This window comes from Streptosporangium sp. NPDC002607 (assembly GCF_053592655.1).
In genome coordinates this window covers 184,322-207,527 of sequence record NZ_JBSFWD010000011.1, presented here as the reverse complement: position 1 = coordinate 207,527, position 23,206 = coordinate 184,322, and the positions used below count along the sequence as shown (strand labels likewise).

Genomic DNA, 23,206 nt, shown 5'->3' with positions numbered 1-23,206 from the left:
CCTGATGGAACCGGTTCGCGTGGTGCTGGCCGGGGCGCACGGGCACGGCTGGTGGCACCTGTCGAACGTGCGGCGGCTGACCGAGGCCGGGCTGGTCGAGCTGGTCGGGGTGTGCGACGTGCGGCCGGCCGACGAGCTGCCCGCCGGGGTGGAGTTCTCCGGCGACCTGGCCGGGCTGATCGGGCGTACCTCCGCCGAGGTGACGATCCTGTGCACGCCCATCCACACCCACGCGGAGCTGGCGGAGCGGGCACTGCGCGCCGGCTCGCACGTGCTGCTGGAGAAGCCACCCGCCGCGACCTACGCCGACTACGAGCGGATCGCCGCGGTGGTCGCCGAGACCGGGCTCGCCTGCCAGGTGGGGTTCCAGAGCCTGGGCTCGGAGGCGATCCCCGCGATCCGGCGGATGGTCGCCGAGGGAGCGATCGGCCGGGTCACCGGGATCGGTGCCGCGGGCGCGTGGGAGCGCCCCTACACCTACTACAGCCGGGTGCCGTGGGCCGGCAGGCGCGAGGTCGGCGGCGTGCCCGTGGTGGACGGCGCCCTCACCAACCCGCTCGCGCACGCGACCGCGACCGCGCTGGCCATCTCCGGGGCGGAGGTGGGACAGGTCGAGGTCGAGCTCTACCGGGCCAACGCGATCGAGGCGGACGACACCTCATCCGTGCGGATGCGGATGGACGACGGGACCGTGGTGACCGTCGCGGTCTCGCTCTGCGCGGATCGGCGGCACGAGCCGTACCTGATCGTGCACGGCGAGGAGGGACGGATCAGGCTGACCTACACCGAGGACCGGGTCGAGTTCGACGGGACCTCGGCCGTACACCCGAGGACCGATCTGCTGGAGAACCTCGTCGCGCACATCCGCGACGGCGCGGAGCTGCTCGTACCGCTGGAGCGGACCCGGGGTTTCATGCGCGTCCTGGAGGCGGTCCGGCTGGCGCCCGAGCCCACCGCCATACCGGACGTGTTCCAGGAGGTCGGTGCGGAGCGCCGGGTGCTGCCCAGGATCGCCGAGGTGACGGCGTCGAGCGCGGAGCGGCTGGCGCTCTACTCGGAACTGCGGGTGCCCTGGAGCGGGCGCCTCCGCCGTACGGAGGGAGTCACCGCGGGACGGACGGTTCCCGGCCTGGGCGACGGGGCGCGGCAACCGCTCCGGGGCGACGCCTTGCGGCCGGTGCTCGTGGCGCACGGGCGACAGGTCGCCGAGTACGTCGTGGCGCCGGAGCTGCCGCCGACGTCGTCGCCCCGGCCGTACCTGCACCCGGTGCGCACCCTCGGCGGTACGACCGTGACCGAGGTCGCGCCAGAAGACCACGTGCACCACCTGGGAGTGAGCATCGCGATCTCCGACCTGGGCGGGGGCAACTTCTGGGGCGGGCGCACCTACGTCCGCGACGCCGGTCCCACCTGGCTCGGCGACCACGGCACGCAGCGGCATCTCGGATTCTCCTGGCGCGACTCCTCCGGGTTCGGGGAGTCGCTGGCCTGGGAGGGCCCTGACGGCGTCGAGACGGCCCGCGAGGCGCGGAGCGTGCGGGTGGTGGAGCTGGGCGGTTGCTGGGCGCTCGACATGTCGTTCACGCTGACGAACCTCACCGGCGAGCCGCTGCCCGTCAGGAGTTCGGCCACCAAGGGCCGCGCGGGAGCCGGGTACGGCGGTTTCTTCTGGCGGGCGCCGGGGACGGCCGCCGGCCGCCAGGTCTTCACGGCGGACGCCGAGGGCGAGGACGCGGTGCACGGGTCGACGGCCCCGTGGCTGGCCATGGCCTCGGCGGACTGGACCCTGGTCTTCGTCCAGCGGGACGATCCCTGGTTCGTCCGGGTCGTGGAGTACCCGGGCGCCGGGCCCGCCCTCGCCTGGGACACGCCGCTGCTCATCGAGGGCACCCTGCGGCGAAGGATCGTCACCGTCGTCGCGGACGGGCGGCTGGGCCCCGGCGACGCGGCGGCGCTCGCCGCGGAGGTTGCCTGGTGACGGGCCAGGGGCGAGACGACATCTCACGCGATGTAACCGACCCGGGACAACAGAGCGCCTCGGGCGGAGTTCGGCACCCATACCGTCAAGCAATGTCGGGGGACACGACACAGAGAGGTGGAAGAGCAATGACTTCACGCTCAAAGCGCCTGGCGATCCTGGCCACGGCCTTGACGCTCGGCACCGGGCTTGCCGCGTGCGGCGCGGAGGAGCCGGAGTCCTCCGGCGGGAAGACCACGATCACCTTCTGGGACGACAACGGCGGCCCGGCGCGTACCCCGGTGTGGCAGCACATCATCGCCGAGTTCCAGAAGGCGAACCCGTCCATCGAGGTGAAGTACGTCGGCATCCCGATCGCCCAGACGCAGCAGAAGTATGACACCGCGATCGCCGGAGGCGGCCTGCCCGACGTGGGCGGCGTCTCCACCGCGATGCTGTCGAGCCTGGTGGCGCAGAAGGCGCTGGAGCCGGTGGACGCCCGGATCTCCGGTGGCGCGCTGAACGGCAAGCTGAACGAGCAGGTCGTGAGCACGGTCAAGGGCACCGTGCCCGACGGCAAGACCTACCTGGTTCCGATGTCCACAAATATGGGTGTTTTCTGGTACAGGACCGACTGGTTCAAGGAGGCCGGCCTCAAGACGCCCACGACCTGGAACGACTTCTTCACCGCCACCGGGAAGCTGACCGACACCGCCAGGAACCGCTACGGCTTCACCATCCGCGGCGGGGCGGGCTCGATCGCGCAGATGCTGGAGGTGGTGTACGGCCAGTCCGGCATCACCGAGATCTTCGACGCCTCGGGAAGGTCCACGGTCAACGACCCGAGGAACGTGGCGGCCCTCACGAAGCTGGCCGGGCTGTACAAGAAGGTCACGCCCGAGGCCGACATCAGCAACGACTACACGAAGATGGTCGCCCAGTTCGACGGCGGCAACATCGCGATCATGCAGCACAACCTGGGGTCGTACCAGGACCACGTCAAGACGATCGGCGCGGGCAACGTGGCGGCCATGCCCGTGCCCAAGTCCGACAGCGGCGTCCAGGCGATCCTGTCCAACCCGGTCTCGGGCATCGGCGTGTTCGCCTCCGGCGAGAAGAAGGACGCCGCGTACAAGTTCGCGGAGTTCGCCGCCTCCAAGGAGATGAACAGCTACTGGTCGGAGCAGACCGGCGTGCTCCCGGCCAACACCGACGTCAACGACGAGCCGTGGATCGCGGGGCTGCAGCACATCGCCGCGGCGGTCAAGGTGCTCAACGACCCGGCGACGAAGATCGTGCAGATGCCCTACCACCTGCCGGAGTTCAACGCGATCACCAAGACCGACATGGAGCCGGAGTTCCAGAAGGTCCTGCAGGGTGCCCTGTCCCCCAAGGACTTCCTGGACGCGTTCGCGGCCAAGCTGACGGAGGCCCAGGCGTCGTACAAGCAGCGTAACGGCGGCTGAGCCTGACCATCGGGGGCGGGCGCTCCCATCCCTGACCTGGGCGCGCCCGCCTCCGCCATTCCGGAAGGCTCTCGGGGTTCTCACGGAGCCTCCCCTCCCACCTGACCTGTGGAGGAATCACCATGAAACGAGCCGTCGCGCTCACCACCCTGCTCTCCCTGGCGGTTCTCACCGCCCCGGCCGCATCCGCCGCCGTCTCGGAGACCCCCACCGCCTCGCCCGCCGGACGGAAGGCGGACCTGGGCCGCCAGACCCTGCCCGCGAACGACGGCTGGGCCGCCGAGGGCACCGGAACCACCGGCGGTGCCGCCGCGCCGGCGTCGAACACGCACACCGTGTCCACCCGGGCCCAGCTGGCCGCCGCGCTCGCCGCGCCCTCGCCGAAGATCATTTACGTGAAGGGCACCATCGACACCGACAGGACCTGCGCGGACTACGCGACCGGCGGCTACACGCTGGAGGCCTACCTCGCCGCGTACGACCCCGCGGTGTGGGGCAGGGACACCGAGCCCTCGGGCCCGCTGGAGGACGCGCGGGCCGCCTCGGCCGCCAGGCAGACCACCGACATCAAGCTCAAGGTCGGTTCGAACACCACGATCGTCGGCCTCGGCAAGGACGCGCGCATCCGGGGCGTCAACCTGCACATCGACAAGGCGGACAACGTCATCGTCCGCAACATCGACTTCGAGGACACCGCCGACTGCTTCCCGCAGTGGGACCCGACCGACGGCGACGAGGGCAACTGGAACTCCCTCTACGACAACATCTCGGTGACCGGCTCGACGCACGTGTGGGTGGACCACAACACCTTCACCGACGGCGACAACCCGGACTCGAGCCAGCCGCTGTACTTTGGCAGGCCCTACCAGGTTCACGACGGGCAGCTCGACATCACCAACGGCTCCAACTACGTGACGGCCTCCTGGAACCGGTTCGCCGACCATGACAAGACGATGCTGATCGGCTCGACCAACAACCCGGCGACCGACGCGGGCAAGCTGAAGGTCACCGTCCACCACAACCACTTCGACAACACGCTCCAGCGGCTGCCCCGCGTGCGCTTCGGCCAGGTGCACGTCTACAACAACTACTACGAGATCCCGGACGCCTCGACCTTCGTGTACGCCCTCGGCGTGGGCGTGCAGTCGCAGATCTTCGCCGAGAACAACTTCTTCCGGCTGAGCCGGGCCGTGGCTCCGGCGAACCTCCTCTACAACTGGGGCGGCACCTCCCTCACCGCCAGGGGGAACGTGCTCCGCGTCGGCGGGCCCGTCACCCCCCTCGACCTCGTCGCCGCCTACAACGCCGCCCACGACCCCGGCTTCGGCACGGACGCGGGCTGGACCCCCACCCTGCACACCGCGATCGAACCGGCCCCGGCGGTGCACAAGTCCGTCTCCCGGCACGCGGGCTCGGGCAAGATCGGCTAGGCCCTCACGGACCCCCGCCGACCACGGCGGACCCGGGCGGCTCGTGAGTCATGAGCCGCCCGGGTCCGCCGGCGCGTCAGGCGCGCCCCTCGACGAGGATCCCGTCGACCCGGCGGGGGATGCCGAGGGGGTTGTCGTCACGCAGCTCGGCTGGGAGCAGCTCGGCCGGCCAGTCCTGGTAGGCGGTGGGGACCAGCCACCTGCGGATCGCGGCGGCGCCGACCGAGGTGTGCGCGGCGGCCGTACTCGCGGGCCAGGGGCCGCCGTGGTGCATGGCCCAGCGGACCGCGACACCGGTCGGCCAGCCGTTCCAGATCAGCCGGCCCGCCTTCCTGAGCAGCACCTCGGCGCTCTCCCGCGCCTCGCCGGGGTCGGTGGCGTGGATCGTGGCGGTCAGCGAGCCGTCCAGCCTCTCCAGTACGGCGGGCAGCTCCGCCGCGTCGCCGTAGACCACGACGACGGAGACCGGGCCGAAGCACTCCTCGGCGATGTCGGGCAGGGCGTCGGCGAACGACGCCAGATCGGTGACGAACACCTGCGGCGCCACCGCGAAGGCCCCCTCGCCCGGCTGCCCCTCGGCCAGCGTGGTGAGCTTGCCGAGCCTGGCCAGCCCGTGCAGGAAGCCGCCCCGGATCCGCTCGGTGAGCATCGGCCCGCCCGCGGTCGCGGAGACCGCCTCGGAGATGGAGGTCAGGAGCTCGGTGTCGTCAGGGACGAAGACCAGTCCGGGGTTGGTGCAGAACTGACCGGTGCCGAGGGTCAGCGAGGCGGCGAACCCCTGGGCGAGCCCTTCGCGGTCGGCCGAGGGCAGCACGACGACGGGGTTGACGCTGCCCAGCTCGCCGTAGAACGGGATGGGTTCCGGGCGCTCGGCGATGAGAGCCTGGACGGCCTTGCCCCCGGGGACGGAGCCGGTGAACCCCACGGCCACCACGGAAGGGTGCGTGGCCAGCCGCTTTCCCGCGTCGAGCCCGCGGACCAGGCCCAGGAGTGCCGGATCGGGCAGCGCGCTCTGGATGATCTTCTGCGACAGCTCCGAGGTGCCCGGGTGCCCGTCGTGCGCCTTGACCACCACCGGGCATCCGGCGGCCAGCGCCGAGGCGGTGTCACCGCCCGCGACCGAGAAGGCGAACGGGAAGTTGCTCGCCGCGAAGACACCGGCCACGCCGGGCAGCGGGTGGTTCATCCGCCGCAGGTCGGGGACCGGCGGCTGGGCCGTCGCGTGGTCGATCACTGCCTCCACGTGCCCGCCGTCCCGCAACACCTGGGCGAAGAGCCGGAACTGGCCCGCGGCCCGCCCCACCTCGCCGCGGAGCCGGGTCTCCCCGAGCGCGGTCTCGGCGTCGGCGGCCCGCCAGAGCTCCTCGACGTTCGTCTCCAGCGCCGCCGCGACCGCCTCAAGCACCGGCGCCCGGTCGGCGGAACGCCAGGCGGGTCCCGCCGCGCGGGCGGCTCCGACGACCGCGTCCACCTCGCCGTCCGAGGTCAGCGGGTAGGGGTCCCCGGCGGGCTCGCCGGTCCTGGGGTCAACCGAGTGGATCAACACGAGAGCCTTTCTTCAATGACGCCTGTCACGCCGCGGGGGCGCCCCTCTTACGGTAAGCGCTTTCCCTCGTCGGAGCCACCCAACGCGCGACGGCTTCCAAGACATTCAACGGCACCGACCCCAGTACACCGGACATCCCCCGATTCACGGAAGGGCGGCCTTCGACGGGAGGCCGGTATCCGGCTCTCGTACCGCCACGTGACCCTCGCCGCGCTCAGCCGCGCGCCGCCCTGTTGGCCCCGGCACGAGCGGCGACCTCCGCGGCATAGCGCGACAGGCCGTCACCCTCTCGGAGGAAGAGGCGAGGTACGACCAGTTCACACTCCAGCAGGACGGGGGTTCCCAGATCACCCGGCAGCGCGTCGACACGGGCGAAGAGCAGCTCTCCATAATGCTCGGTGAGTGTGTTCACGACGTGGGTCGCCCAGTCCAGCTCCGCGCGCTTCGGTGTGACAGCGACGATCGTTCCTCCGAAGAGTTCGTGGGCGAACCAGCCGTCGTCGGCGACACGTTTGTGGACGGCATGACTGAAACCACCCCCCAGGAAGATGTAGGAGGTTTCTCCGGCGCTGAGGATTCCAGGCAGGAAGGGCTGTACGCCGATGGTGCGCTCGGCGAGCAGTTCCTCGAACAGCAGCTCCGCCTTCCCGTCGTCGGGCAGCAGGTGATGGTCCTCCCCCCGCCGGTCGGCGACCTTTCCAGTGCTCGCCCGGAATGTTCGCCAGGATCGCGAGGAGACGGCGGGCTTCACCACGACGTCCTCCCAGCCCTCGGCTGCCATCACGTCCGTCAGACTGCCGGGAGTGCCGCGCTGGAGCCATCTGGTCGGCACGGTGGCGATGCCCGCGCTTTCCAGCATCGGAATGTAGACGGACTTGTCGTACCCGCTGGGAATCAGTGTGGACGGGTTGACGAGGACCCCGGGGCCGCTGATTTTCTCGATATGGCGGCCAAGCCCGGAGACCCGTTCGGCGAAGTCGTCGTGCTTCTGGAAGCCGCGGCACATTCTAAGGTTGACCAGGTCAAAGCTCGCCCAGTCGGTACTGTCCATATCGTCCAGATGGACAGGGACCGCGGAGACTCCCCGCTCTTCCAGGGCCTCGGCCACCTCTGGGAATTCATCATGGGTCTGCCCCAGATGCACGTAGGCGACTTTCGTTGTGAGGGGCATGCGAACATTCGCCTTTCGTGAATTTCTGACTTGTCTGGCTTCGAATGAAGGGAAACGCGTGAGGAGGCTGATCCGTCGTTGACTCAGCGGGGGGCGACGCGGACGGCCACGGCCCGGCGATGACGACGGTCAGCCGATTCGCGCTCATGTGCCGTCACCGCCGACGGGCTATTCCGGGTGCACAGCACCGAGCTTCTCCGGCGACGCGAATCTTTTGCGGTGCCGACGTCGTCGCACGGCGGTGTCCGCGGCGTCGACCGCGTATCCAGCGATGATCAGCAGGGCCAGGGCGTGGGTACGCAATTTCAGCACGAGAGAGAATCGCCGCCACGTGCCGATCGGCAACCTGAGACGTGACTCCCTCGCCTTGCCCAGCCGGATCTCCCGCGGTGAGACGTAGTCGGTCGAGGAGACGTCGACGGTCCTCGTCGGCTCGGCCAGCAAAGCGCGCCAGAGGCGGGGGAAAGGGCGGGTCAGCGATATCTGGCAGTACGTTCCAGCGACCCGCTCGCCGTGTTCGACGCGCCAGCGGGCTCGCTCCGCCAAGCCCGCCTGCATGCGTCCCTGCCAGCGACGAACCGATGCGACGGGAAGCCAGCCCCAAATAGGGGCGTTCGAGTAGAACAGCCGGCGCTCACAGAATTTTCGACTGGCGGCCGTCCTGCGATCCTCAAGGGCGCTGTGGCCACCGGTGGCGCTCAACCAGTGACACCAGCGGGTCCTGGCGGTGCCGTTGGACCAGATCACCAGAAGATCGAGCATGTGGGAGAGCAGGAAGAAGCGCGGATCGGCTATCGCCGGGGTGTACTTCTCGCGGACCATGTTCCGGATAATGAGCCAGTCCTGGTATGTGCTTCTGTTGACTCGCCTTATGTATCGGGTGTCCAGGCGGTCTTCCTTGAGATCCCTTTCGATGATGTTCGCCAAATGCCATGAGGTCTGGCACGACTGGCCGATTCCCTGACTGTAGTACGCGTCGATGATCGAGGAGGCGTCACCCACCATCGCATAGCGCCTCGGGTGTATGAACGTGTCGGTCAAATACTGCACGTTGCGATACGACCGGAACTCGAGCAGCGTCTCCTCGGAGAGAACTCCGTCGAAAACAGGGTAGCGGCGGATTATCTCCCAGAATTTATCGCGGGGAGTCTTTCCCGGCGGCTGGCACCTTTGGTCGTACGTGACCCCCACGCTTACGCGTTGCCCGGAGAGGCGGATGATCCAGATCCAGTATCCTTCACCCCACAGGTGCAGGGTGTACAGATCGCGGCGACTCGAAGCCCCGTCCGGGTCTTGATAGCGCCACAGGGGTTCGAACATCTCCTCTTCGAGCCCGGAGAACTGACCCCAGAGAGCCGTCGTCTGGAAGCCGTCGACGAGTTCTCGTTTCTCTGCGACATGATCGAGGGAACGCGCCAGCACCCGGTTCCGGCCGGAACAGTCAACGACCCACCGAGCACGCAGTCGACCGCTCGTGTTCGCTGTGGAATCAGCCCACGAGACCGTGTGGAAGGCACCGTCGGATATGCCCGGGTCGGTAATACGCGCACTGTCCTTGAAATCGATTCCAGGATGGTCGCGCACCACCTTCAAAAGCACGTCCTCGGTTTCCGGACGGCAGATCTGCATATCAACGGTCAACGACCGGAACCACTTCTTGTCGTCGGCCAGCCGGTAGAGATAGTGGTCCTCGTGGCTCTCCGAAGGATGCGATACGGTGTACTCCGACAGCGGCGCGATCACCCACTCCGCCGGAGAGTCGAATTCCTTCTTTCCCTCCATGCCGTAAGTGAACCAAACACCGAGCTTGGTAAAGCACTCCTCGTTGAGGAAGTCGTCCAGCTCGCCGACGGTCCGCGCGAAACCGGTGGAGACAAGAAACGACTCCCCAACCTTGAAGCTCCGCTTCTGGCGAACCACGTCGTCGACTATCGTCACCCGCAGACCTCGCTTGGCGAGACTCAGAGCGTTGAGCAGTCCGATGATCCCCGCTCCCATGATGACGACATCCGTCGCCTCCGAAAGCTCCTCCGTACCGTCCATATCGCTGTAACAGTCCCTTCAACCCGGCGCATTGACTTGCCGAACCTCCCGCAGGCGCGGCCGCCGGCAATCGCAGGAATCCTCGGCACAGTCGTCGGACCTCCTACCATGTCGGCCCGACGCCACAAGCACAGCAAGGTCCGCTTGGAAACGGCTTGAAACAGATTGGGAACGGCACGACCAGGGCGGGTCCACCTGTTTGGACTCATCGCACGGGGCGGGATCAAGTCAGCTGCAAGCGGGCCCGGCGGCTTCGGGCGGGGCCGCCCGTCTCGGATCCAGGCGCGGGGGCGGCGCTCCCCTCACCGGATGGCCGGCCTCCGGCACCTCATCGACGACGCCGCCCAGACCGTCCGCGACCGGTGTTCCGAGAACCGGGGCTCCTCGTGCGGGACGCCCTTGAGCTCGTGGAAACCCGGTATGCCGGCCACCGGCGGCGTCCCGCCCCACAGACGGGCGGCCTGCTCACCCGTGAAGATCACCGGCCACTGGTCCACAGTGCGATGTACGGCCTCCCGAACGCCTCCTGGCCGTACTCCCGCCGCACGGCTGCGCCAAAGCGTTCACGGGTGCCGACCCGATACCCGTGTCGGTCTTCGGCAGCTTTTTGTTTCGGGCCCATTGCCACGCGGTTTGGTAGTGCACCCCGTTCCGGCGAGCCCATTCGGACAGCTTCACGTACTGATAACCCCAGACGAAAACTGAGAGACATTGATTATCTCACCAATAACAGAACGCCCCGGATATTCCGTGAATCACGGAAGCTCAGCCTTCCAGCTGGCGATCAGCGTCCGCTTCCCGATCCTTACCTCCACGTTGTCCTCGGCCGCCCCCAGGGCGGCCCGCAGCGTCTTCGCCTCCTGCCCTCGGTAGACCTGGGACACGATCCACCTGTCAGGCGTGGGCAGGGCCGGCGTGGGCACGTCCCTAGGCCAGGTCACCCGCCGTACCGGGTCGGTGTTCTCATCCTGGTACAGCGTCACCTCAATCGGCGCGGTGAGGTCCAGCTCGCCGGTGGTGCGGACTCGGTCGGTCAGCGCCGAGAGGCGCTGGATGGCGGCGAAGATTCGCTCGTCCTCCACCAGCGGCCCCCCCTCCAGCCGGGTCTCGTGGACCCCGCCGCCGGAATCCACCACGGTGACGACGCTGAAAGGCTGGTCGCTCGCCCCTCCGGTACGGTCGATCGTGCCCTCCCGCCACGCCAGGAGCGCGACGAGCTCGGACCTCAGATCACGCAGCTCGGCCGTGGAGAGCCGGACGACGACCAGTTCCCCGTCCCTCAGCGAGACGGCCCGCCCGTCCTCGCCGACGCGCAGCCTGTCACCTCCGACACACGTCATCGGACCGCAGCTCAAGAACCGGATCACGGGGTCGCCCGGCGCCCAGGCCGGCTTGGCGCTCTCGGCGGCCTTGCCGGTCTCGGCGGTCTTACTGGTCTCGGCGGCCTTGCCGGTCTCGGCGGTCTCGGCGGTCTTGGAGCAACCGGCCAGGAGGAGGGCGGCGGCCAACAGGAAGCGGATCACAGCATTGGAACGGACCAGGCGTCCATCCGGTTCACAAGAACGTCGGCCTGTCACAGGCGAGCTGGAACCGGCCCGCTCCGCCCACCTCGTCGTCGCGATCGGTCCCACGCGCTCGCCGGCCGATCCAGCCAACCCTCGCCAGGTGACCGGCCTCCGGCACCTCGTCGACGACGCCGACCGCGACGGGATTCAGAAAGTGGATCGCCCTCGACGAGCCGGCCGGCTCCGACCTCACCGGCGAGAGCGTCAGGACCGTACCCCGCCGCTGACCGGAGTGACTTCCGCTCCCCGGGCGGGGACACCGGGTGAAGACCGTCAGGACCGGGCGGCCTGGGCGGTTTCCCTGGCCCAGCGGTAGTCGGCCTTGCCCGCCGGGGAGCGGACCATCTCGTCGACGAAGGCGAAGGTCCTGGGCACCTTGTAACCGGAGAGCTTCGCCCGGCAGTGCGCGTCGAGGTCCTCCACCGAAGGGGTCGCGCCGGGACGGAGTTCGACCACCGCGGCGACCCGGCTGCCCCAGCGCTCGTCGGGGATGCCGGTGACGACCGCGTCGAAGACCGCCGGGTGCCCCTTGAGCACCGCCTCGACCTCCTCGGGGAACACCTTCTCACCGCCGGTGTTGATGCAGACCGAACCTCTCCCGAAGATCGCGATGGTACCGTCCTCCTCGACCTGGCCCATGTCGCCGGTGAGCAGCCAGCGCACGCCGCCTGAGTCGGTCACGAAGGTCTTGCCGGTCTTGTCGTCGTCCTTGTAGTAGCCGGAGGCGATCCGGCCGCTCCTGGCGACCATGCCCAGCTCACCCCCGCCGGGCTTGACCGGCTCCAGCCTCTCGTTGAGCACGGCCAGGTTGACCGCGACGTTGGCCTGGAAACGCTGGCCCGACTCGGGCGAGGAGCCGGGGATCGCCGAGGCGGTGTATCCGGACTCGCTGGACCCGAAGTTGTCCAGGATCATCCTGCCGGGCAGCAGTTCCGCCAGGCGGTCGCGGAGGGAGCCGGTCAGGATGGCGCCGGTGGAGCTGAGCACGAACAGCGACGACAGGTCGTAGCCGCCGCCCTCGAGCTCGTCGATCAGCGGACGGGCCATCGCGTCGCCGGTGATGTTGATCGTCAGGACCCCCTCCCGCTCGATCGCGCGCAGTACCTCGGCCGCGTCGAACTTGCGGACGTAGACCATGGTTCCGCCCATCCACCAGGTGATGAAGGTGGCCATCTGGGCCGCGCCGTGCATCAGCGGGGCCGCCGCCAGCATGGTGACAGGTCCGGAGGCCACAGCCGCCTCGATCACCTCCTCCGGCGTGGCCCGCGGCTCCCCACCCGGATTGCCGCCGCCGAAGGCGAAGAACAGGTCCTCGACCCGCCACATCACGCCCTTGGGCATGCCGGTCGTGCCACCGGTGTAGATGATGTAGACGTCGTCGCCGGACCGCGCGGGGAACCCCCGCTCCGGTGACCCGGCCGCCAGCGCCTCCTGGTACGGCACCGCCGTCTCGACCCCGGACGGCCCGCCCACCGCGATCAGGTGCCGGAGCCGCGGGACCTGTGGGGCGGTGGCCGCCACCCGGCCGTCGAACTCCACATCGAACAGGAGCGCCACGATGTCGGAGTCCTGGTAGAGGTAGAGCAGTTCGGCCTCGACGTAACGGTAGTTCACGTTGATCGGCACGGCCCGGATCTTGAGCGCGGCCAGCATCCCCACCAGGTACTCGACGCCGTTGTAGAGGTGGATGCCCACGTGCTGCCCGGCCGAGACGCCCCGGTCGAGCAGATAATGCGCGAGCCGGTTGGCCTCCGCGTCCAGTTCCGCGTAGGTCCGGCGATCATCGCCGCAGATGGCGGCGGTGCGGTCCCCAACCGCGTCCACGATCCCCTCGAACAGATCTGCGTGGTTGAACTCCATGGGCCCTCCTGGGGGGATCAGGGTCTGTCGCTGCCGACCATCCACATCGCGAAGAACTGGGCGCCTCCCCCGTACGCGTGCCCGAGGGCCCGCCTGGCACCGTCCACCTGGTGCTCCCCCGCCATCCCCCTGACCTGGAGCGCCGCCTCGGCGAACCGGATCAGCCCGGAGGCACCGATCGGGTTGCTCGACAGCACGCCGCCCGAGGCGTTCCACGGAATGTCGCCGTCCAGCGCGGTCGCCCCGGACTCGGTGAGCTTCCAGCCCTCCCCCTCGGTGGCGAAACCGAGGTTCTCCAGCCACATCGGCTCGTACCAGGAGAAGGGCACGTACACCTCCGCCACGTCGATCTCCCTGCGCGGGTCGGTGATCCCGGCCTGCCGGTAGACGTCCGCCGCGCAGTCCTTGCCACCCTGCGGGTTCACCGTGTCGCGGCCCGCGCGGAAGATCGGCTCGGAGCGCATCGCGGTGCCGAGGACCCAGGCCGGTGTGCTGTCGGTGAGCTTGTCGGCGGCGGACAGCACCATCGCGCAGGCACCGTCGGAGGACGGGCAGGTGTCGAGATAGCGGATCGGCTCCCAGAGCATCGGGGTCGACTCGACCATCTTCAGGTTGATCCCGGGGATCCTCAGATGGGCATACGGGTTCTTCAGGGCGTTCTGCCGGTCCTTGACGGCCACCAGGTGGCCGATGTGCTCGGGGGCGCCGGAGCGGCGGATGTACTCGCGGATGTGCGGGGCGAAGTAGCCGCCCGCACCGACGACCAGCGAGGCGCTGAACGGCTGGTGGGTGGAGAGCGCCCAGGTCGCGTTGGACTCCGACTGCTTCTCGAAGGCCACCACCAGCACCCGGTCGTGCACGCCGCCCTGGATCAGCGAGGCACCGACCAGCGCGGTGGAGCCGCCGACCGAGCCCGCGGTGTGGACCCGCATCATCGGCTTGCCCGCGGCGCCCAGCGCGTCGGCCAGGTACGCCTCGGGCATCATCACGCCCTCGAACAGGTCGGGCGCCTTACCGATGACCACCGCGTCGATGTCCTTCCAGGTCAGGCCCGCGTCCTGGAGAGCGCGCAGGGCCGCCTCGCGGACCAGGCCGGCGATGGAGACGTCGTGCCGCTTGGTCGTGTAGCGAGTCTGACCGACACCGATGACCGCGCAGGGGTTACTCATGGTCGCTCACCACTCCTCGCTCGCTCCGCGGACCACTTGCTTCGCGGCGCGGCCCACTCCGCTCACTGCGTCGGGTTCGCTCCATTCTCAGGCCTCCATCACGGTGACGAGGTTGTGCTGGAGGCAGGGGCCGCTGGTGGCGTGTCCGAGGGTGCGGCTCGCGGTGCCGTCCAGGATGTGCCGGGCCGCCTCGCCGATCCTGATGAGGCCGGTGGCCATGACCGGGTTGGCCGCGAGGGGGCCGCCGCTCGGGTTGACCCGGGTGCCCTCGGGAAGCTCCAGCGCCCGGCGCAGGATGATCTCCTCGTGGCTGAACTGGGCGTGCAGCTCGGCCACCTCGACGTCACCCTTGCCGACCCCCGCCGCTCGTGCGGCGTCCGCGGCGGAGGCCGACCGGGCGAGATCCCTCATGCCCAGGTAATGGGGTTCTATCCGGTGCGCGATCCCGGTGATCCACGCGGGGCGCTCGCACAGCTCCCTGGCCAGGTCCCCCGCCGCCAGCACCACCGCGGCGGCGCCGTCGGTGATCGGGGCGATGTCGTACGGCCGCAGCGGCTCGACCTCGGCCCCCTCCCCCGCCGGTTCCGGCAGGTCGAGGGCGTAGGGGTTGGCTCTCCCGTCGGCGCGGCTGCGCCGCACGATCTCGTCCAGCTCGGCCCGCTCCGCCCCGGTGGCCGACGCCTGGAGCGCGGCGAAGGAGACCTGGTCCAGGCCGAGGGGAGCCAGGTAGTACGGGTCCAGCTGGAGCGTCATGATCTCCCGCAGGTCCCCCTGGGAGGACTTGCCGAAGCCGTAGACCAGGGCCGAGTCGACGTCGCCGTGCTGCAGCCTGACCCAGGCCTCGTACAGCGCCCAGGCCGCGTCCATCTCGACGTGGCTCTCCGAGATCGGCGGCCAGGCGCCGAGCGCGTCGAGCGCGGAGACGAAGGAGAACGGGGCGCCCGCCAGATAGTCACACGACCCCGAGCAGGTGAAACCGAACTTCCGCAGCCCCGTGGCGGCCCTGACCGTCTCCAGCGGGGGCAGGATGAGCTCGGACTCGCTCTGTCCCTCGTCGACGGCGCTGTGCCTGGTCTGCGCGAACGCGACGATCGCTATCTCACGCATCTACAGCTCCACGTCCGGTTCGCCGGTGGGGGCGAACCACTTGATGTTCGACATGGACATCGTCCGCTCCTCCTCGGGCACCCACACGGCCCGCACCCGCATGCCCTGGCGCACCTCGTGGGCCGCGATCCCGCCGACCAGGGCGATCATCGGGATGTCGGCGCCGTCGAGCTGGATGTAGGCCGAGACGAACGGCACCTCGGGGGCGCGCGGGTCGGGCAGGTTGTTGATGGCGAAGGTGGTGATCGTGCCGGTGTCGGGGACGACCACCTCCTCGGTGATCGAGACTCCGCACTCGGGGCAGGACAGCCGGTAGGGCACGTAGACCTTGTGGCAGGTGCCGCACCGGCAGCCGATGAAGACGCCCTCGGCGACGCCCTGCAGGAATCGGGCCAGCGCCAGGCCTGGCCGGAGCGAGTACTCGACGCGGACCTCGGAGACGATCCTGGTGACCTCGGGAACGAAGCTCTCGATGTCGGTGATGTGCCCGGTGCGCTCGGCCCGCCAGCGGGGGCGTACCCGCAGCCCGGGGCGCATGGCCTTGACGTCTCCCGCGTCCACCGCGTGCACCAGTGCGGTGTCGGCTCCGTCCAGCCGGATCAGTGCCCAGGCGAACGGCCGGTCCAGCGGGTGGCCCTTCCTCGGGGTGTTCACCCACGCCCAGCTCTCGACGGTCCCGGCCGGCCCGACCTCGACGAACTCCTCGGTGACGGCATCGCCGGTGTCGGGGTCGTACTCCAGCGGCGGCACCAGTGTCCGCCCGGTCGCCGTACGGACCCCGACGACGCGTCCGTCCCGCAACTCGGTGAGAAAGCGTCCGATCACCGGTCCCGTCGTACGCGTGTATCCGCCGGGGAACTCCAGCGCGTGCCGAGCCCGCAGGGTCGTTGGATCGCTAGATGGCACGTTCGTGTCCCTCCCAGTACGGGTCACGTAGCTTGCGTTTGAGGAGCTTGCCGTTGGGCTCGCGGGGCATCTCGCCGATGAAGTCGACGGACTTGGGCCACTTCATCTTCGACAGGCGGCCTCTCAGCGACTCGATGAGCTCGGCGGCCAGCTCGGGCGAGGGCATCACTCCCGGGGCCGGCTCGACCACTGCCTTGATCTGCTCGCCCCACTCCTCGTCGGGGATGCCGAACACGGCCACGTCGCCGACCTTGGGGTGGACCATCAGCTCGTTCTCGATCTCGGCCGGGTAGATGTTGGCCCCACCGGAGATGATCATGTCGGCCTTGCGGTCGCAGAGGAAGAGGAAGCCCTCCTCGTTCAGGTAACCGATGTCACCGACGGTGAAATGGTCCTGCAGCCGGCCGGCCTCGGTCTTCTCCTGGTCGCCCTTGTACTCGAACCTGACGCCCATCATCTTCATGTAGATGGTGCCGGGGGTCCCGGTCGGGACGGGCTCCATGTCCTCGTCCACGATGAGCAGCTCGCTGATCGGCCAGGCGGTGCCGACGGTGCCGGGATGTTTCTTCCAGCCCTCCGGGGTGGCGATGGTGCCGCCGCCCTCGGTCGCCGCGTAGTACTCGTAGATGCAGTCGCCCCACCACTCGAACATGGCCCACTTGACCGGGACCGGGCAGGGGGCCGCGGCGTGGATCATCCATTTGAGGGAGGAGAGGTCGTATCGGGACTTCACCTCGTCGGGGAGCGCGAGCAGGCGCTTGAAGTGGGTGGGGACCATGTGCGAGTTGGTGACGCGGTACCTCTCGCAGAGCCGGAGCGTCTGCTCGGCATCCCACTTGTCCATGTAGACGAGCGTGTGCCCCATCTGCAGGGCCGTCCCGCCGAACTGGGTGACGGCCGTGTGGTAGTTCGGCGAGGTGACCAGGTGAACGTTCTCCTTGCCCGGTGTGATGCCGAACAGGGCGAGCAGGAAGGTCATCAGCTCGGCGGCGTCGTCGGGGTCCATGCCGTTGAGCGGGCGGCGCACGCCCTTGGGCTTGCCCGTGGTGCCGGAGGTGTAGTGCATGGTGGCACCCGCCGTACGGTCGGCGGGTGCGGTGTCCGGCTGCCCGTCTGTCAGCTCCGAGGCGGGCCGCACCCCGTCCACCTGGCCGAACGCGAAGACGCGGTCCCCGGCGATGCCCGAGGAGGTCACGCCGCGCAGGCCCTCGGTGGCGTGGCGCTCGTCTATGAAGAAGGCCCGCGCCTCGCTGTCCGCCACGATGTAGCCGATCTCGGGACCGGTGAGGTGCCAGTTGATCGGGGTGTAGTACCACCCGGCCTGCAGGGCGGCCAGGTAGAGGACCAGCCCGTCGGAGCCGTTGGGCACGAGCCCGCAGATGCCGTCGCCCGTCTTCAGCCCGAGCTCTCTCAGTCCGTGGACGAGGCGGTTGGCACGGGCGAGGAGGTCACCGGCGCGATGTTCCGTGCCGTCGGGATCAACGGCGGCCACCCACTCGGGGTCCGCCTGCGCCAGTCTCCAGAAACCGAGCGTACCCATCGGAAATCCTCTCTGTCGAAAGGCCCCGGCTCGCCGGAGTGAATCATGTTCTCTTTATGGCGACAAGCCCTGGCAGAACGGGGTAAATAGAACAGGAATCTGTTCTTGTACGCATGGGCAGACTAACCCCAGGAGGCACACCTAGCAAGCGCTTGATACGCACCTTGACCCCTGGATGGACCTTGACCATTTCACGATGACCCGGCCCCCTGGAAGGCGTCCGGGGAAGACTTCTCACGGCCGGGCGGCCTGGCGGTGCGGACCGCGCCGGATCTAGGATTGCCTACCAAGCGCTTGGTAAAGTAACGGAGGTCTTCCCGTGGAACTTCTGCCGATCAGCACGCCACACTGCCGGATCGAGCGCGACGGTCATGTCGTCGTCGTCACCCTGGACCGGCCCGAGGCGAAGAACGCGCTCTCGTCGGACATGCTGGTCGGCCTGGCCGACGCCTGGGCATACGTCTCCGACGAGCCCGAGGTCCGCGTCGCCGTCCTGACCGGCGCGGACGGGACGTTCTGTGCGGGCGCCGACCTCAAGGCCATGGGCACTCCTTCGCAGGATCCCCGGGTCAGGGAGCGGGCCGCGGCCATCCCCGACTTCCACTGGAAGGGCCTGCTCCGCGATTCGGACGCGCTGCCGACCAAGCCGATCGTCTGCGCGGTCGAGGGGTACGCGGTGGCCGGCGGCACCGAACTGCTGGTCGGCACCGACCTGCGGGTGATCGCCGAGTCCGCCACCCTCGGCCTCTTCGAGGCCCGCCGCGCGCTGTTCCCGATGGGCGGCTCGGCGATCCGGCTCCCGCGCCAGATCCCGTACGCCTTCGCCATGGACATCCTGCTGACCGGCCGTGCCGTCACCGCGCAGGAGGCGCTGAGCATGGGCCTGGTCAACCGTGTCGTCCCCGACGGGCAGGCGCTGGCCGTCGCGCTGGAGATCGCCGCCCAGGTCGCCGAGTGCGGCCCGCTCGCCGTCCAGGCCATCCTGCGCACCTACCGCGAGACCCTGGGCATGCCCGAGGCCGAGGCACTCAAGGTCTCCGACGGCATCGGCTGGCCGGTCATCGGCTCGGCGGACGCCAAGGAGGGCTCCCGCGCCTTCCGCGAGAAGCGCCCGGCCGTCTACCGGGGAGAATGAACCACCCACGGTGCTCGCGGGCCACCTGAACGGTGAGATCGCCGAGGCGCCGAAAGCCCTCATACGGAAGAGGGGACGCCCGGCGGGCGCCCCCTCTCATCGGTTCATCGCGGATCGCCGCGGCTCGGTTCAGCTGAGCGCGTCGGCCAGGTCGCGAAGAGCCTTGATCAGCGCTGCCTGCGCGCTGTCGGCGGCGTTGAGCTGGTTGGAGACAGCCCTCAGCTGCGCCACGGCGGCGTTCTTCTGCGGACCGTCCTTGAACTTCTCAGCCCGGTCGACGAACTTCTGCACGTTGTCGGCGGTGTTCTTCTTCATCGTGCCGGTACGCAGCGCCTGCGCGTAGTACGCCCGGACGACCTCGAAACTGGGCGCCCACGTGATCTTCGGCTGGGTCTGCGGGTTGAACGTGTCGAAGCGCACCAGGGCCGCGGCGTCGATCTCGGCCTTGTCCAGGTGCGCACTCGGCGTCAGCGCGAGCACGTCGAACCCACGGGCGATCTCGCTGCCGTAGACGTGGCCGTTGTAGTAGTAGCTGGACCAGACACCACCGGTGAGCAGCGAGGTCGCGTTGACCGGACCGCGGTCGAAGAAGGCGATCTCCTTCGGGTTGGCCGAGTCGGTGAAGTCGAAGGCCGAGATGCCGCCCTGGTACCAGGCCTGGACCATGATGTCGCGTCCGGGCACGGGGACGAGCGACCCGTTGTGGGCCACACAGTTCTCCTGGTTGACCTGAGGCACCGGGAGCTTGTAGTAGCTACGGAACTGCATCTTGCCGTCGACGATGTCGAAGATGGCGTTCGCGCCCCACGAGGGCTCGTCGGTCGTCCGGCAGCGCGCACCGGTGCCGCCACCCCACTCGTCGGTGAAGACGATCTTCGTCCCGTCGTTGTTCAGGGTCGCCGAGTGCCAGTAGGCGAAGTTCGGGTCGGTGACCTCGTCCAGCCTGACCGGGTTGGCCGGGTCGGAGATGTCGAGCAGGAGGCCGTTACCGGCGCAGGCCGCCGCGGCCAGGCCGATCTCCGGGTAGGCGGTGATGTCGTGGCAGTGGGTCGTGACCGGCTGCGGCGACCAGGTCGAGCCGGACGGGTGCCGGGGCGCGGGCGGGGTGTTCTGCAGGCCGTTGATCGCACCGGTCTCCCGGTCGGTGAACAGGCGGGGCCGGCTCACGATCGCCGCGTTCTGCGGCGCGGCCAGCGGCACCTTGATGATGTCGATCCGCCACTGCGCCGTGTTCGGGTCCGTCGCGGCCCCGTTGACGCAGCCGGCCAGCTCGCTGCCCGAGCGGATGCTGGAGGTGCCCGAGACGTAGACGTAGACGTTGTCCGGGTCGTCCTTGCTGGTCACCAGCGACTGGGTGTGCGATCCACGGCAGGTCTGGACCGCCGCCACCTGCACCGGGTGCTGGACGTCGCTGACGTCGAAGATCCGGACGCCCCGGAACCTGTCGGGGTTGACGGTGCCACTGGCACCCTGGGTACCGCAGTCGAGCCGTCCGCGCGTCTCCTCGACCGCCATGAACAGCAGGTTGCCGTGGACCGACATGTCACCCTGTCCACCCGGGCAGACCACCGAGGTGGTCAGGGTCGGATTCGCGGGGGTGGAGATGTCATAGATGTTGAAACCGTGGAAGTTACCCACGAAGGCGTGGTTGCCACTGAACGCCATGTCCGAGTTGGCGTACGAAAGATTGCCGACGTTCGTCGGCTGGAAGAACCCCTCCGGCTTGTCCCGGTGCGCCAGGAGCTGCAGACCGGCACTGGCCTCCTGTGCGTCCAGCCATCCAGCACCGAGACCGATCCGCGGATCGACGTCGGCCGCTACGGCCGTGGCGGGCAACATCCCGACCACGACCGCCCCCGTAGCGATCATCACCCCTAGCTTGCTCAACCCGGCACGTCCCCAACGTGCCGCACGGCCCTTACCCATGGGTCGTAGCTCCTTCTCTAATGTCTCCATTGACATGACCCAATGCAGTGCGATACAGGACATAAAGGACCCATACCGCACAAGCACCCAAGATCTATGCATCGGCACAAAAACTGTAGGGGAACATCAGGGGATGTGCTATACCCTGCGATATCTATTGATTACGGACTTTCAGCCCAATGAGTCGAAAGCGGATATATATCATGCTCTCGCCATCCCCGCTACGGCGCGTCTTCCCTCTTATGCTTATCGTTACAATTCTCGCGGCGTGCACGTCCGAGGGCTCCGAGCAGACCGCCGAACGCGCCCCCGCGGTCGTGCAGCCGGGCGCCCCCGGGCAGTCAGGCCAGGTGCTCACCGGCGACAAGCTGCCCCAACCCGAGGAGCAGCAGTACACCGAGGCCGACGTACGCTTCATGCAGGGGATGATCCCGCACCACGCGCAGGCCCTGGTGATGGCCGAGCTCGTCTCCACCCGCAGCACGCGCAGGGACCTGTCGCTGCTCGCCGAACGGATCAAGGCGTCACAGCAGGACGAGATCCGGCTGATGCAGGACTGGCTCCGGGCACGCCTCAAGCAGGTGCCGAACGGATCCTCCGGCCACGCGCACGGCGGGATCATGCCCGGGATGCTCACCGAGGCGCAGCTCACCGAACTGGAGAAGGCGAGCGGCGCCGAGTTCGACAAGCTCTTCGTCCAGTTCATGATCCGCCACCACACGGGCGCGCTGAGCATGGTGGAGAAACTCTTCGCCGACGGCGGCGGCCAGGAACCCGAGACCTACCGCTTCGCCACCGACGTCGACGCGGACCAGCGCATCGAGATCGACCGCATGCAACAACTCCTCGCCCAAATGGGCGGCACCCCGCTCAAGTAACCGTTCACCGACCGTCCCGAGGATCGCCGAATGCGGGTGGCTCACTGCACAGCGGAAATAACGGCTACTGAGCGGTTGCTGTATGCGTGGTATTTCCGGATTTCACACCACGGCCGGTGGGTGAGTGAGCACCGACGCGAGCCTCGCCGCCGCAGTGGCGGCAGATGACCATCGCGTCGAGGGGCTCGCCGCAGGAGTGCTGCCAGCGGACCGGGGGGTCGTCGGGATGCAGGTGGCGGTCGCCCCACCTCATGAGCGTGATCAGGACGTCGCACAGTTCGACACCCGCGGGCGTGAGGTGGTACTCGAAGCGTACGGGGTGGTCGCTGTAGCGCTCCCGCCGGATGATCCCGGCCGCCTCCAGCTTGCGCAGCCGGGCGGTGAGGATGTCGCGGGAGGCGCCGGTGTTGAGCACGATGCCGTCGAACCGCCGCACGCCGTGGCTGAGCTCGCGGATCACCAGCAGGCTCCACCGCTCGCCGACCAGGTCCAGGGTGTCGGCGATGGAGCACTCGCGCGGCTGAGCCTCCTTTGGCATGCCGTGCAGTTTAGCCGCCTCGGCCGCCGTTCCCACCGGCCCCGATCGGCTCATCGCTCAGCGCCTTTCGGGTCCGGTGCCGCCGGCCGGCGGGGCGAGGTCACACATCCCGCGGCCGACCCGTCACCAGGCGGAGCTGCCTGGCGGAGCCAAGATGATCCCCGTCAGGACCCCAGGCGTCGATCCGCTCGTCGATCCAGCCGTCGGCGCCCGCCTGATGCGTACGGGCGTGCAGGAGTACCCACGGTGACTCCGCCCGCGCGAGCCCGGCACCCGGCCGTACGGTGAACTCGACGGTGGGAATGGGCAGCATCTCCCGCAGGATCGCGGAGTAGGACGGCGCCAGCCCGTCCATCAGCAGGATCAGGCGATGCGCGTCCGGCGGCTCGGAGTCCTCCACCAGGCGGATCCAGGCGATCAGCTCGGCCTCGGTCCCGCCCGCGTAGGGACGGTCCGGCCCCACGGCACGGATCTCCATGGACGTGGAGATGGCCACGAACTCGGGCGGGATCGTGAAGACCTCGCAGTCCTCCGGTCGCGGCACGGCCGGCGCGGCGGGCGAGACGACCGGCCAGGAGGCGCGACCGGGAGACCCGAACGTCGCCGAGGCGTCGACATGGACGCCCTGCTCCGTCGTCGCCCGGCCCGCGAGCGAGGAGAGCGTGCGGCCGGAACGCACCGGCGAGACCTCGACGCGGAACCCTCCGTGGAGGGGGCGGTGGTAGCGCGCCGTACTACTCTGCAGCAGCGCGCCCGGCGCCTGCTCCCTCATCGCCGCCGTCAGCAGCGCGAGGGTCAGGCCACCGTGAACACCGCCGAAACCCCACAGGTGCTTTCCCGGATCGACGAGGTCGCCCACCGGTTCGCGCAGCAGGACACCCGGCGCGACGGCACCGTCCGTCCGCGTTGGGATCACAAATTCTCCTAGAGAGTTGGATTTTCCAACTAACTCGACCCTGGAGACCGTAA

18 protein-coding genes are annotated in these 23,206 nt (G+C 68.9%); 5 read left to right on the top strand and 13 right to left on the bottom strand.

The window, feature by feature from the left end:
• The first annotated feature begins 4 nt into the window (after positions 1-4).
• From ACWD3H_RS15955 to ACWD3H_RS15945, 3 genes are all read left to right on the top strand, one after another.
• Positions 5-1,978, top strand: coding sequence for a DUF6807 family protein (locus ACWD3H_RS15955; protein ID WP_451955485.1), 1,974 nt, complete (start codon positions 5-7; stop codon positions 1,976-1,978).
• Positions 1,979-2,106: 128 nt separating this feature from the next.
• The gene (locus tag ACWD3H_RS15950; RefSeq protein ID WP_451955484.1) at positions 2,107-3,423 is read left to right on the top strand and encodes an ABC transporter substrate-binding protein; all 1,317 of its coding nucleotides are present in this window, start codon (positions 2,107-2,109) and stop codon (positions 3,421-3,423) included.
• Between the two features lie 122 nt (positions 3,424-3,545).
• Positions 3,546-4,853, top strand: coding sequence for a pectate lyase family protein (locus tag ACWD3H_RS15945; RefSeq protein ID WP_451955483.1), 1,308 nt, complete (start codon positions 3,546-3,548; stop codon positions 4,851-4,853).
• A 76-nt stretch (positions 4,854-4,929) separates the two neighbouring features.
• Here the strand turns inward: ACWD3H_RS15945 and ACWD3H_RS15940 are convergent, their stop codons facing one another.
• The 10 genes from ACWD3H_RS15940 to ACWD3H_RS15895 form a co-directional block, all read right to left on the bottom strand.
• Positions 4,930-6,399, bottom strand: coding sequence for an aldehyde dehydrogenase (NADP(+)) (locus tag ACWD3H_RS15940; RefSeq protein WP_451955482.1), 1,470 nt, complete (start codon positions 6,397-6,399; stop codon positions 4,930-4,932).
• A gap of 214 nt (positions 6,400-6,613) precedes the next feature.
• Positions 6,614-7,570 (bottom strand): ATP-grasp domain-containing protein, encoded by a 957-nt coding sequence (locus ACWD3H_RS15935; RefSeq protein ID WP_451955481.1) that lies wholly within the window; start codon positions 7,568-7,570, stop codon positions 6,614-6,616.
• Between the two features lie 168 nt (positions 7,571-7,738).
• The gene (locus ACWD3H_RS15930; protein ID WP_451955480.1) at positions 7,739-9,613 is read right to left on the bottom strand and encodes an NAD(P)/FAD-dependent oxidoreductase; all 1,875 of its coding nucleotides are present in this window, start codon (positions 9,611-9,613) and stop codon (positions 7,739-7,741) included.
• A gap of 755 nt (positions 9,614-10,368) precedes the next feature.
• On the bottom strand, positions 10,369-11,136 hold the full coding sequence (locus tag ACWD3H_RS15925) for a hypothetical protein (protein ID WP_451955479.1): 768 nt from the start codon (positions 11,134-11,136) through the stop codon (positions 10,369-10,371).
• Positions 11,137-11,167: 31 nt separating this feature from the next.
• The gene (locus ACWD3H_RS15920; RefSeq protein WP_451955478.1) at positions 11,168-11,371 is read right to left on the bottom strand and encodes a hypothetical protein; all 204 of its coding nucleotides are present in this window, start codon (positions 11,369-11,371) and stop codon (positions 11,168-11,170) included.
• Positions 11,372-11,451: 80 nt separating this feature from the next.
• Positions 11,452-13,038, bottom strand: a complete 1,587-nt coding sequence (locus tag ACWD3H_RS15915) for an acyl-CoA synthetase (RefSeq protein WP_451955477.1) — start codon at positions 13,036-13,038, stop codon at positions 11,452-11,454.
• A 17-nt stretch (positions 13,039-13,055) separates the two neighbouring features.
• Positions 13,056-14,207: a thiolase domain-containing protein gene (locus ACWD3H_RS15910; RefSeq protein WP_355551957.1), complete on the bottom strand. Its 1,152-nt coding sequence runs from the start codon at positions 14,205-14,207 to the stop codon at positions 13,056-13,058.
• Between the two features lie 87 nt (positions 14,208-14,294).
• Complete coding sequence (locus ACWD3H_RS15905) at positions 14,295-15,314, bottom strand: thiolase domain-containing protein (RefSeq protein ID WP_350921023.1); 1,020 nt, start codon at positions 15,312-15,314, stop codon at positions 14,295-14,297.
• Positions 15,315-16,220 (bottom strand): Zn-ribbon domain-containing OB-fold protein, encoded by a 906-nt coding sequence (locus ACWD3H_RS15900; RefSeq protein WP_451955476.1) that lies wholly within the window; start codon positions 16,218-16,220, stop codon positions 15,315-15,317.
• Positions 16,210-17,760, bottom strand: coding sequence for an acyl-CoA synthetase (locus ACWD3H_RS15895; RefSeq protein ID WP_451955475.1), 1,551 nt, complete (start codon positions 17,758-17,760; stop codon positions 16,210-16,212). Before ACWD3H_RS15895 ends, ACWD3H_RS15900 begins: the two co-directional genes overlap by 11 nt.
• Before the next feature lie 319 nt (positions 17,761-18,079).
• On the opposite strand from ACWD3H_RS15895, the gene ACWD3H_RS15890 reads away from it, so the two are divergent.
• Positions 18,080-18,895 carry a crotonase/enoyl-CoA hydratase family protein gene (locus tag ACWD3H_RS15890; RefSeq protein WP_355551968.1) on the top strand — a complete coding sequence of 272 codons (816 nt, stop codon included), beginning with the start codon at positions 18,080-18,082 and terminating at the stop codon, positions 18,893-18,895.
• Positions 18,896-19,024: 129 nt separating this feature from the next.
• Here ACWD3H_RS15890 and ACWD3H_RS15885 read toward each other — a convergent pair whose 3' ends face one another.
• Positions 19,025-20,764, bottom strand: coding sequence for an LVIVD repeat-containing protein (locus ACWD3H_RS15885; protein ID WP_451955474.1), 1,740 nt, complete (start codon positions 20,762-20,764; stop codon positions 19,025-19,027).
• A gap of 299 nt (positions 20,765-21,063) precedes the next feature.
• On the opposite strand from ACWD3H_RS15885, the gene ACWD3H_RS15880 reads away from it, so the two are divergent.
• Positions 21,064-21,699 carry a DUF305 domain-containing protein gene (locus ACWD3H_RS15880; RefSeq protein ID WP_451955473.1) on the top strand — a complete coding sequence of 212 codons (636 nt, stop codon included), beginning with the start codon at positions 21,064-21,066 and terminating at the stop codon, positions 21,697-21,699.
• Between the two features lie 64 nt (positions 21,700-21,763).
• Here ACWD3H_RS15880 and ACWD3H_RS15875 read toward each other — a convergent pair whose 3' ends face one another.
• Entirely contained in the window at positions 21,764-22,237 is a 474-nt protein-coding gene (locus ACWD3H_RS15875) for a winged helix-turn-helix transcriptional regulator (protein WP_451955472.1), read from the bottom strand.
• A 100-nt stretch (positions 22,238-22,337) separates the two neighbouring features.
• Positions 22,338-23,153 (bottom strand): thioesterase family protein, encoded by an 816-nt coding sequence (locus ACWD3H_RS15870; protein ID WP_451955471.1) that lies wholly within the window; start codon positions 23,151-23,153, stop codon positions 22,338-22,340.
• Between the last annotated feature and the right edge of the window lie 53 nt (positions 23,154-23,206).

Excerpts from the sequence above, each read along its gene's own strand:
- ACWD3H_RS15955 (WP_451955485.1), top strand. The coding sequence starts at position 5 with ATGGAACCGGTTCGCGTGGTGCTGGCCGGGGCGCACGGGCACGGCTGG.
- ACWD3H_RS15950 (WP_451955484.1), top strand. The coding sequence starts at position 2,107 with ATGACTTCACGCTCAAAGCGCCTGGCGATCCTGGCCACGGCCTTGACG.
- ACWD3H_RS15945 (WP_451955483.1), top strand. The coding sequence starts at position 3,546 with ATGAAACGAGCCGTCGCGCTCACCACCCTGCTCTCCCTGGCGGTTCTC.
- ACWD3H_RS15935 (WP_451955481.1), bottom strand. The coding sequence starts at position 7,570 with ATGCCCCTCACAACGAAAGTCGCCTACGTGCATCTGGGGCAGACCCAT.
- ACWD3H_RS15930 (WP_451955480.1), bottom strand. The coding sequence starts at position 9,613 with ATGGACGGTACGGAGGAGCTTTCGGAGGCGACGGATGTCGTCATCATG.
- ACWD3H_RS15915 (WP_451955477.1), bottom strand. The coding sequence starts at position 13,038 with ATGGAGTTCAACCACGCAGATCTGTTCGAGGGGATCGTGGACGCGGTT.
- ACWD3H_RS15910 (WP_355551957.1), bottom strand. The coding sequence starts at position 14,207 with ATGAGTAACCCCTGCGCGGTCATCGGTGTCGGTCAGACTCGCTACACG.
- ACWD3H_RS15905 (WP_350921023.1), bottom strand. The coding sequence starts at position 15,314 with ATGCGTGAGATAGCGATCGTCGCGTTCGCGCAGACCAGGCACAGCGCC.
- ACWD3H_RS15895 (WP_451955475.1), bottom strand. The coding sequence starts at position 17,760 with ATGGGTACGCTCGGTTTCTGGAGACTGGCGCAGGCGGACCCCGAGTGG.
- ACWD3H_RS15885 (WP_451955474.1), bottom strand. The coding sequence starts at position 20,764 with ATGATCGCTACGGGGGCGGTCGTGGTCGGGATGTTGCCCGCCACGGCC.
- ACWD3H_RS15880 (WP_451955473.1), top strand. The coding sequence starts at position 21,064 with ATGCTTATCGTTACAATTCTCGCGGCGTGCACGTCCGAGGGCTCCGAG.
- ACWD3H_RS15875 (WP_451955472.1), bottom strand. The coding sequence starts at position 22,237 with ATGCCAAAGGAGGCTCAGCCGCGCGAGTGCTCCATCGCCGACACCCTG.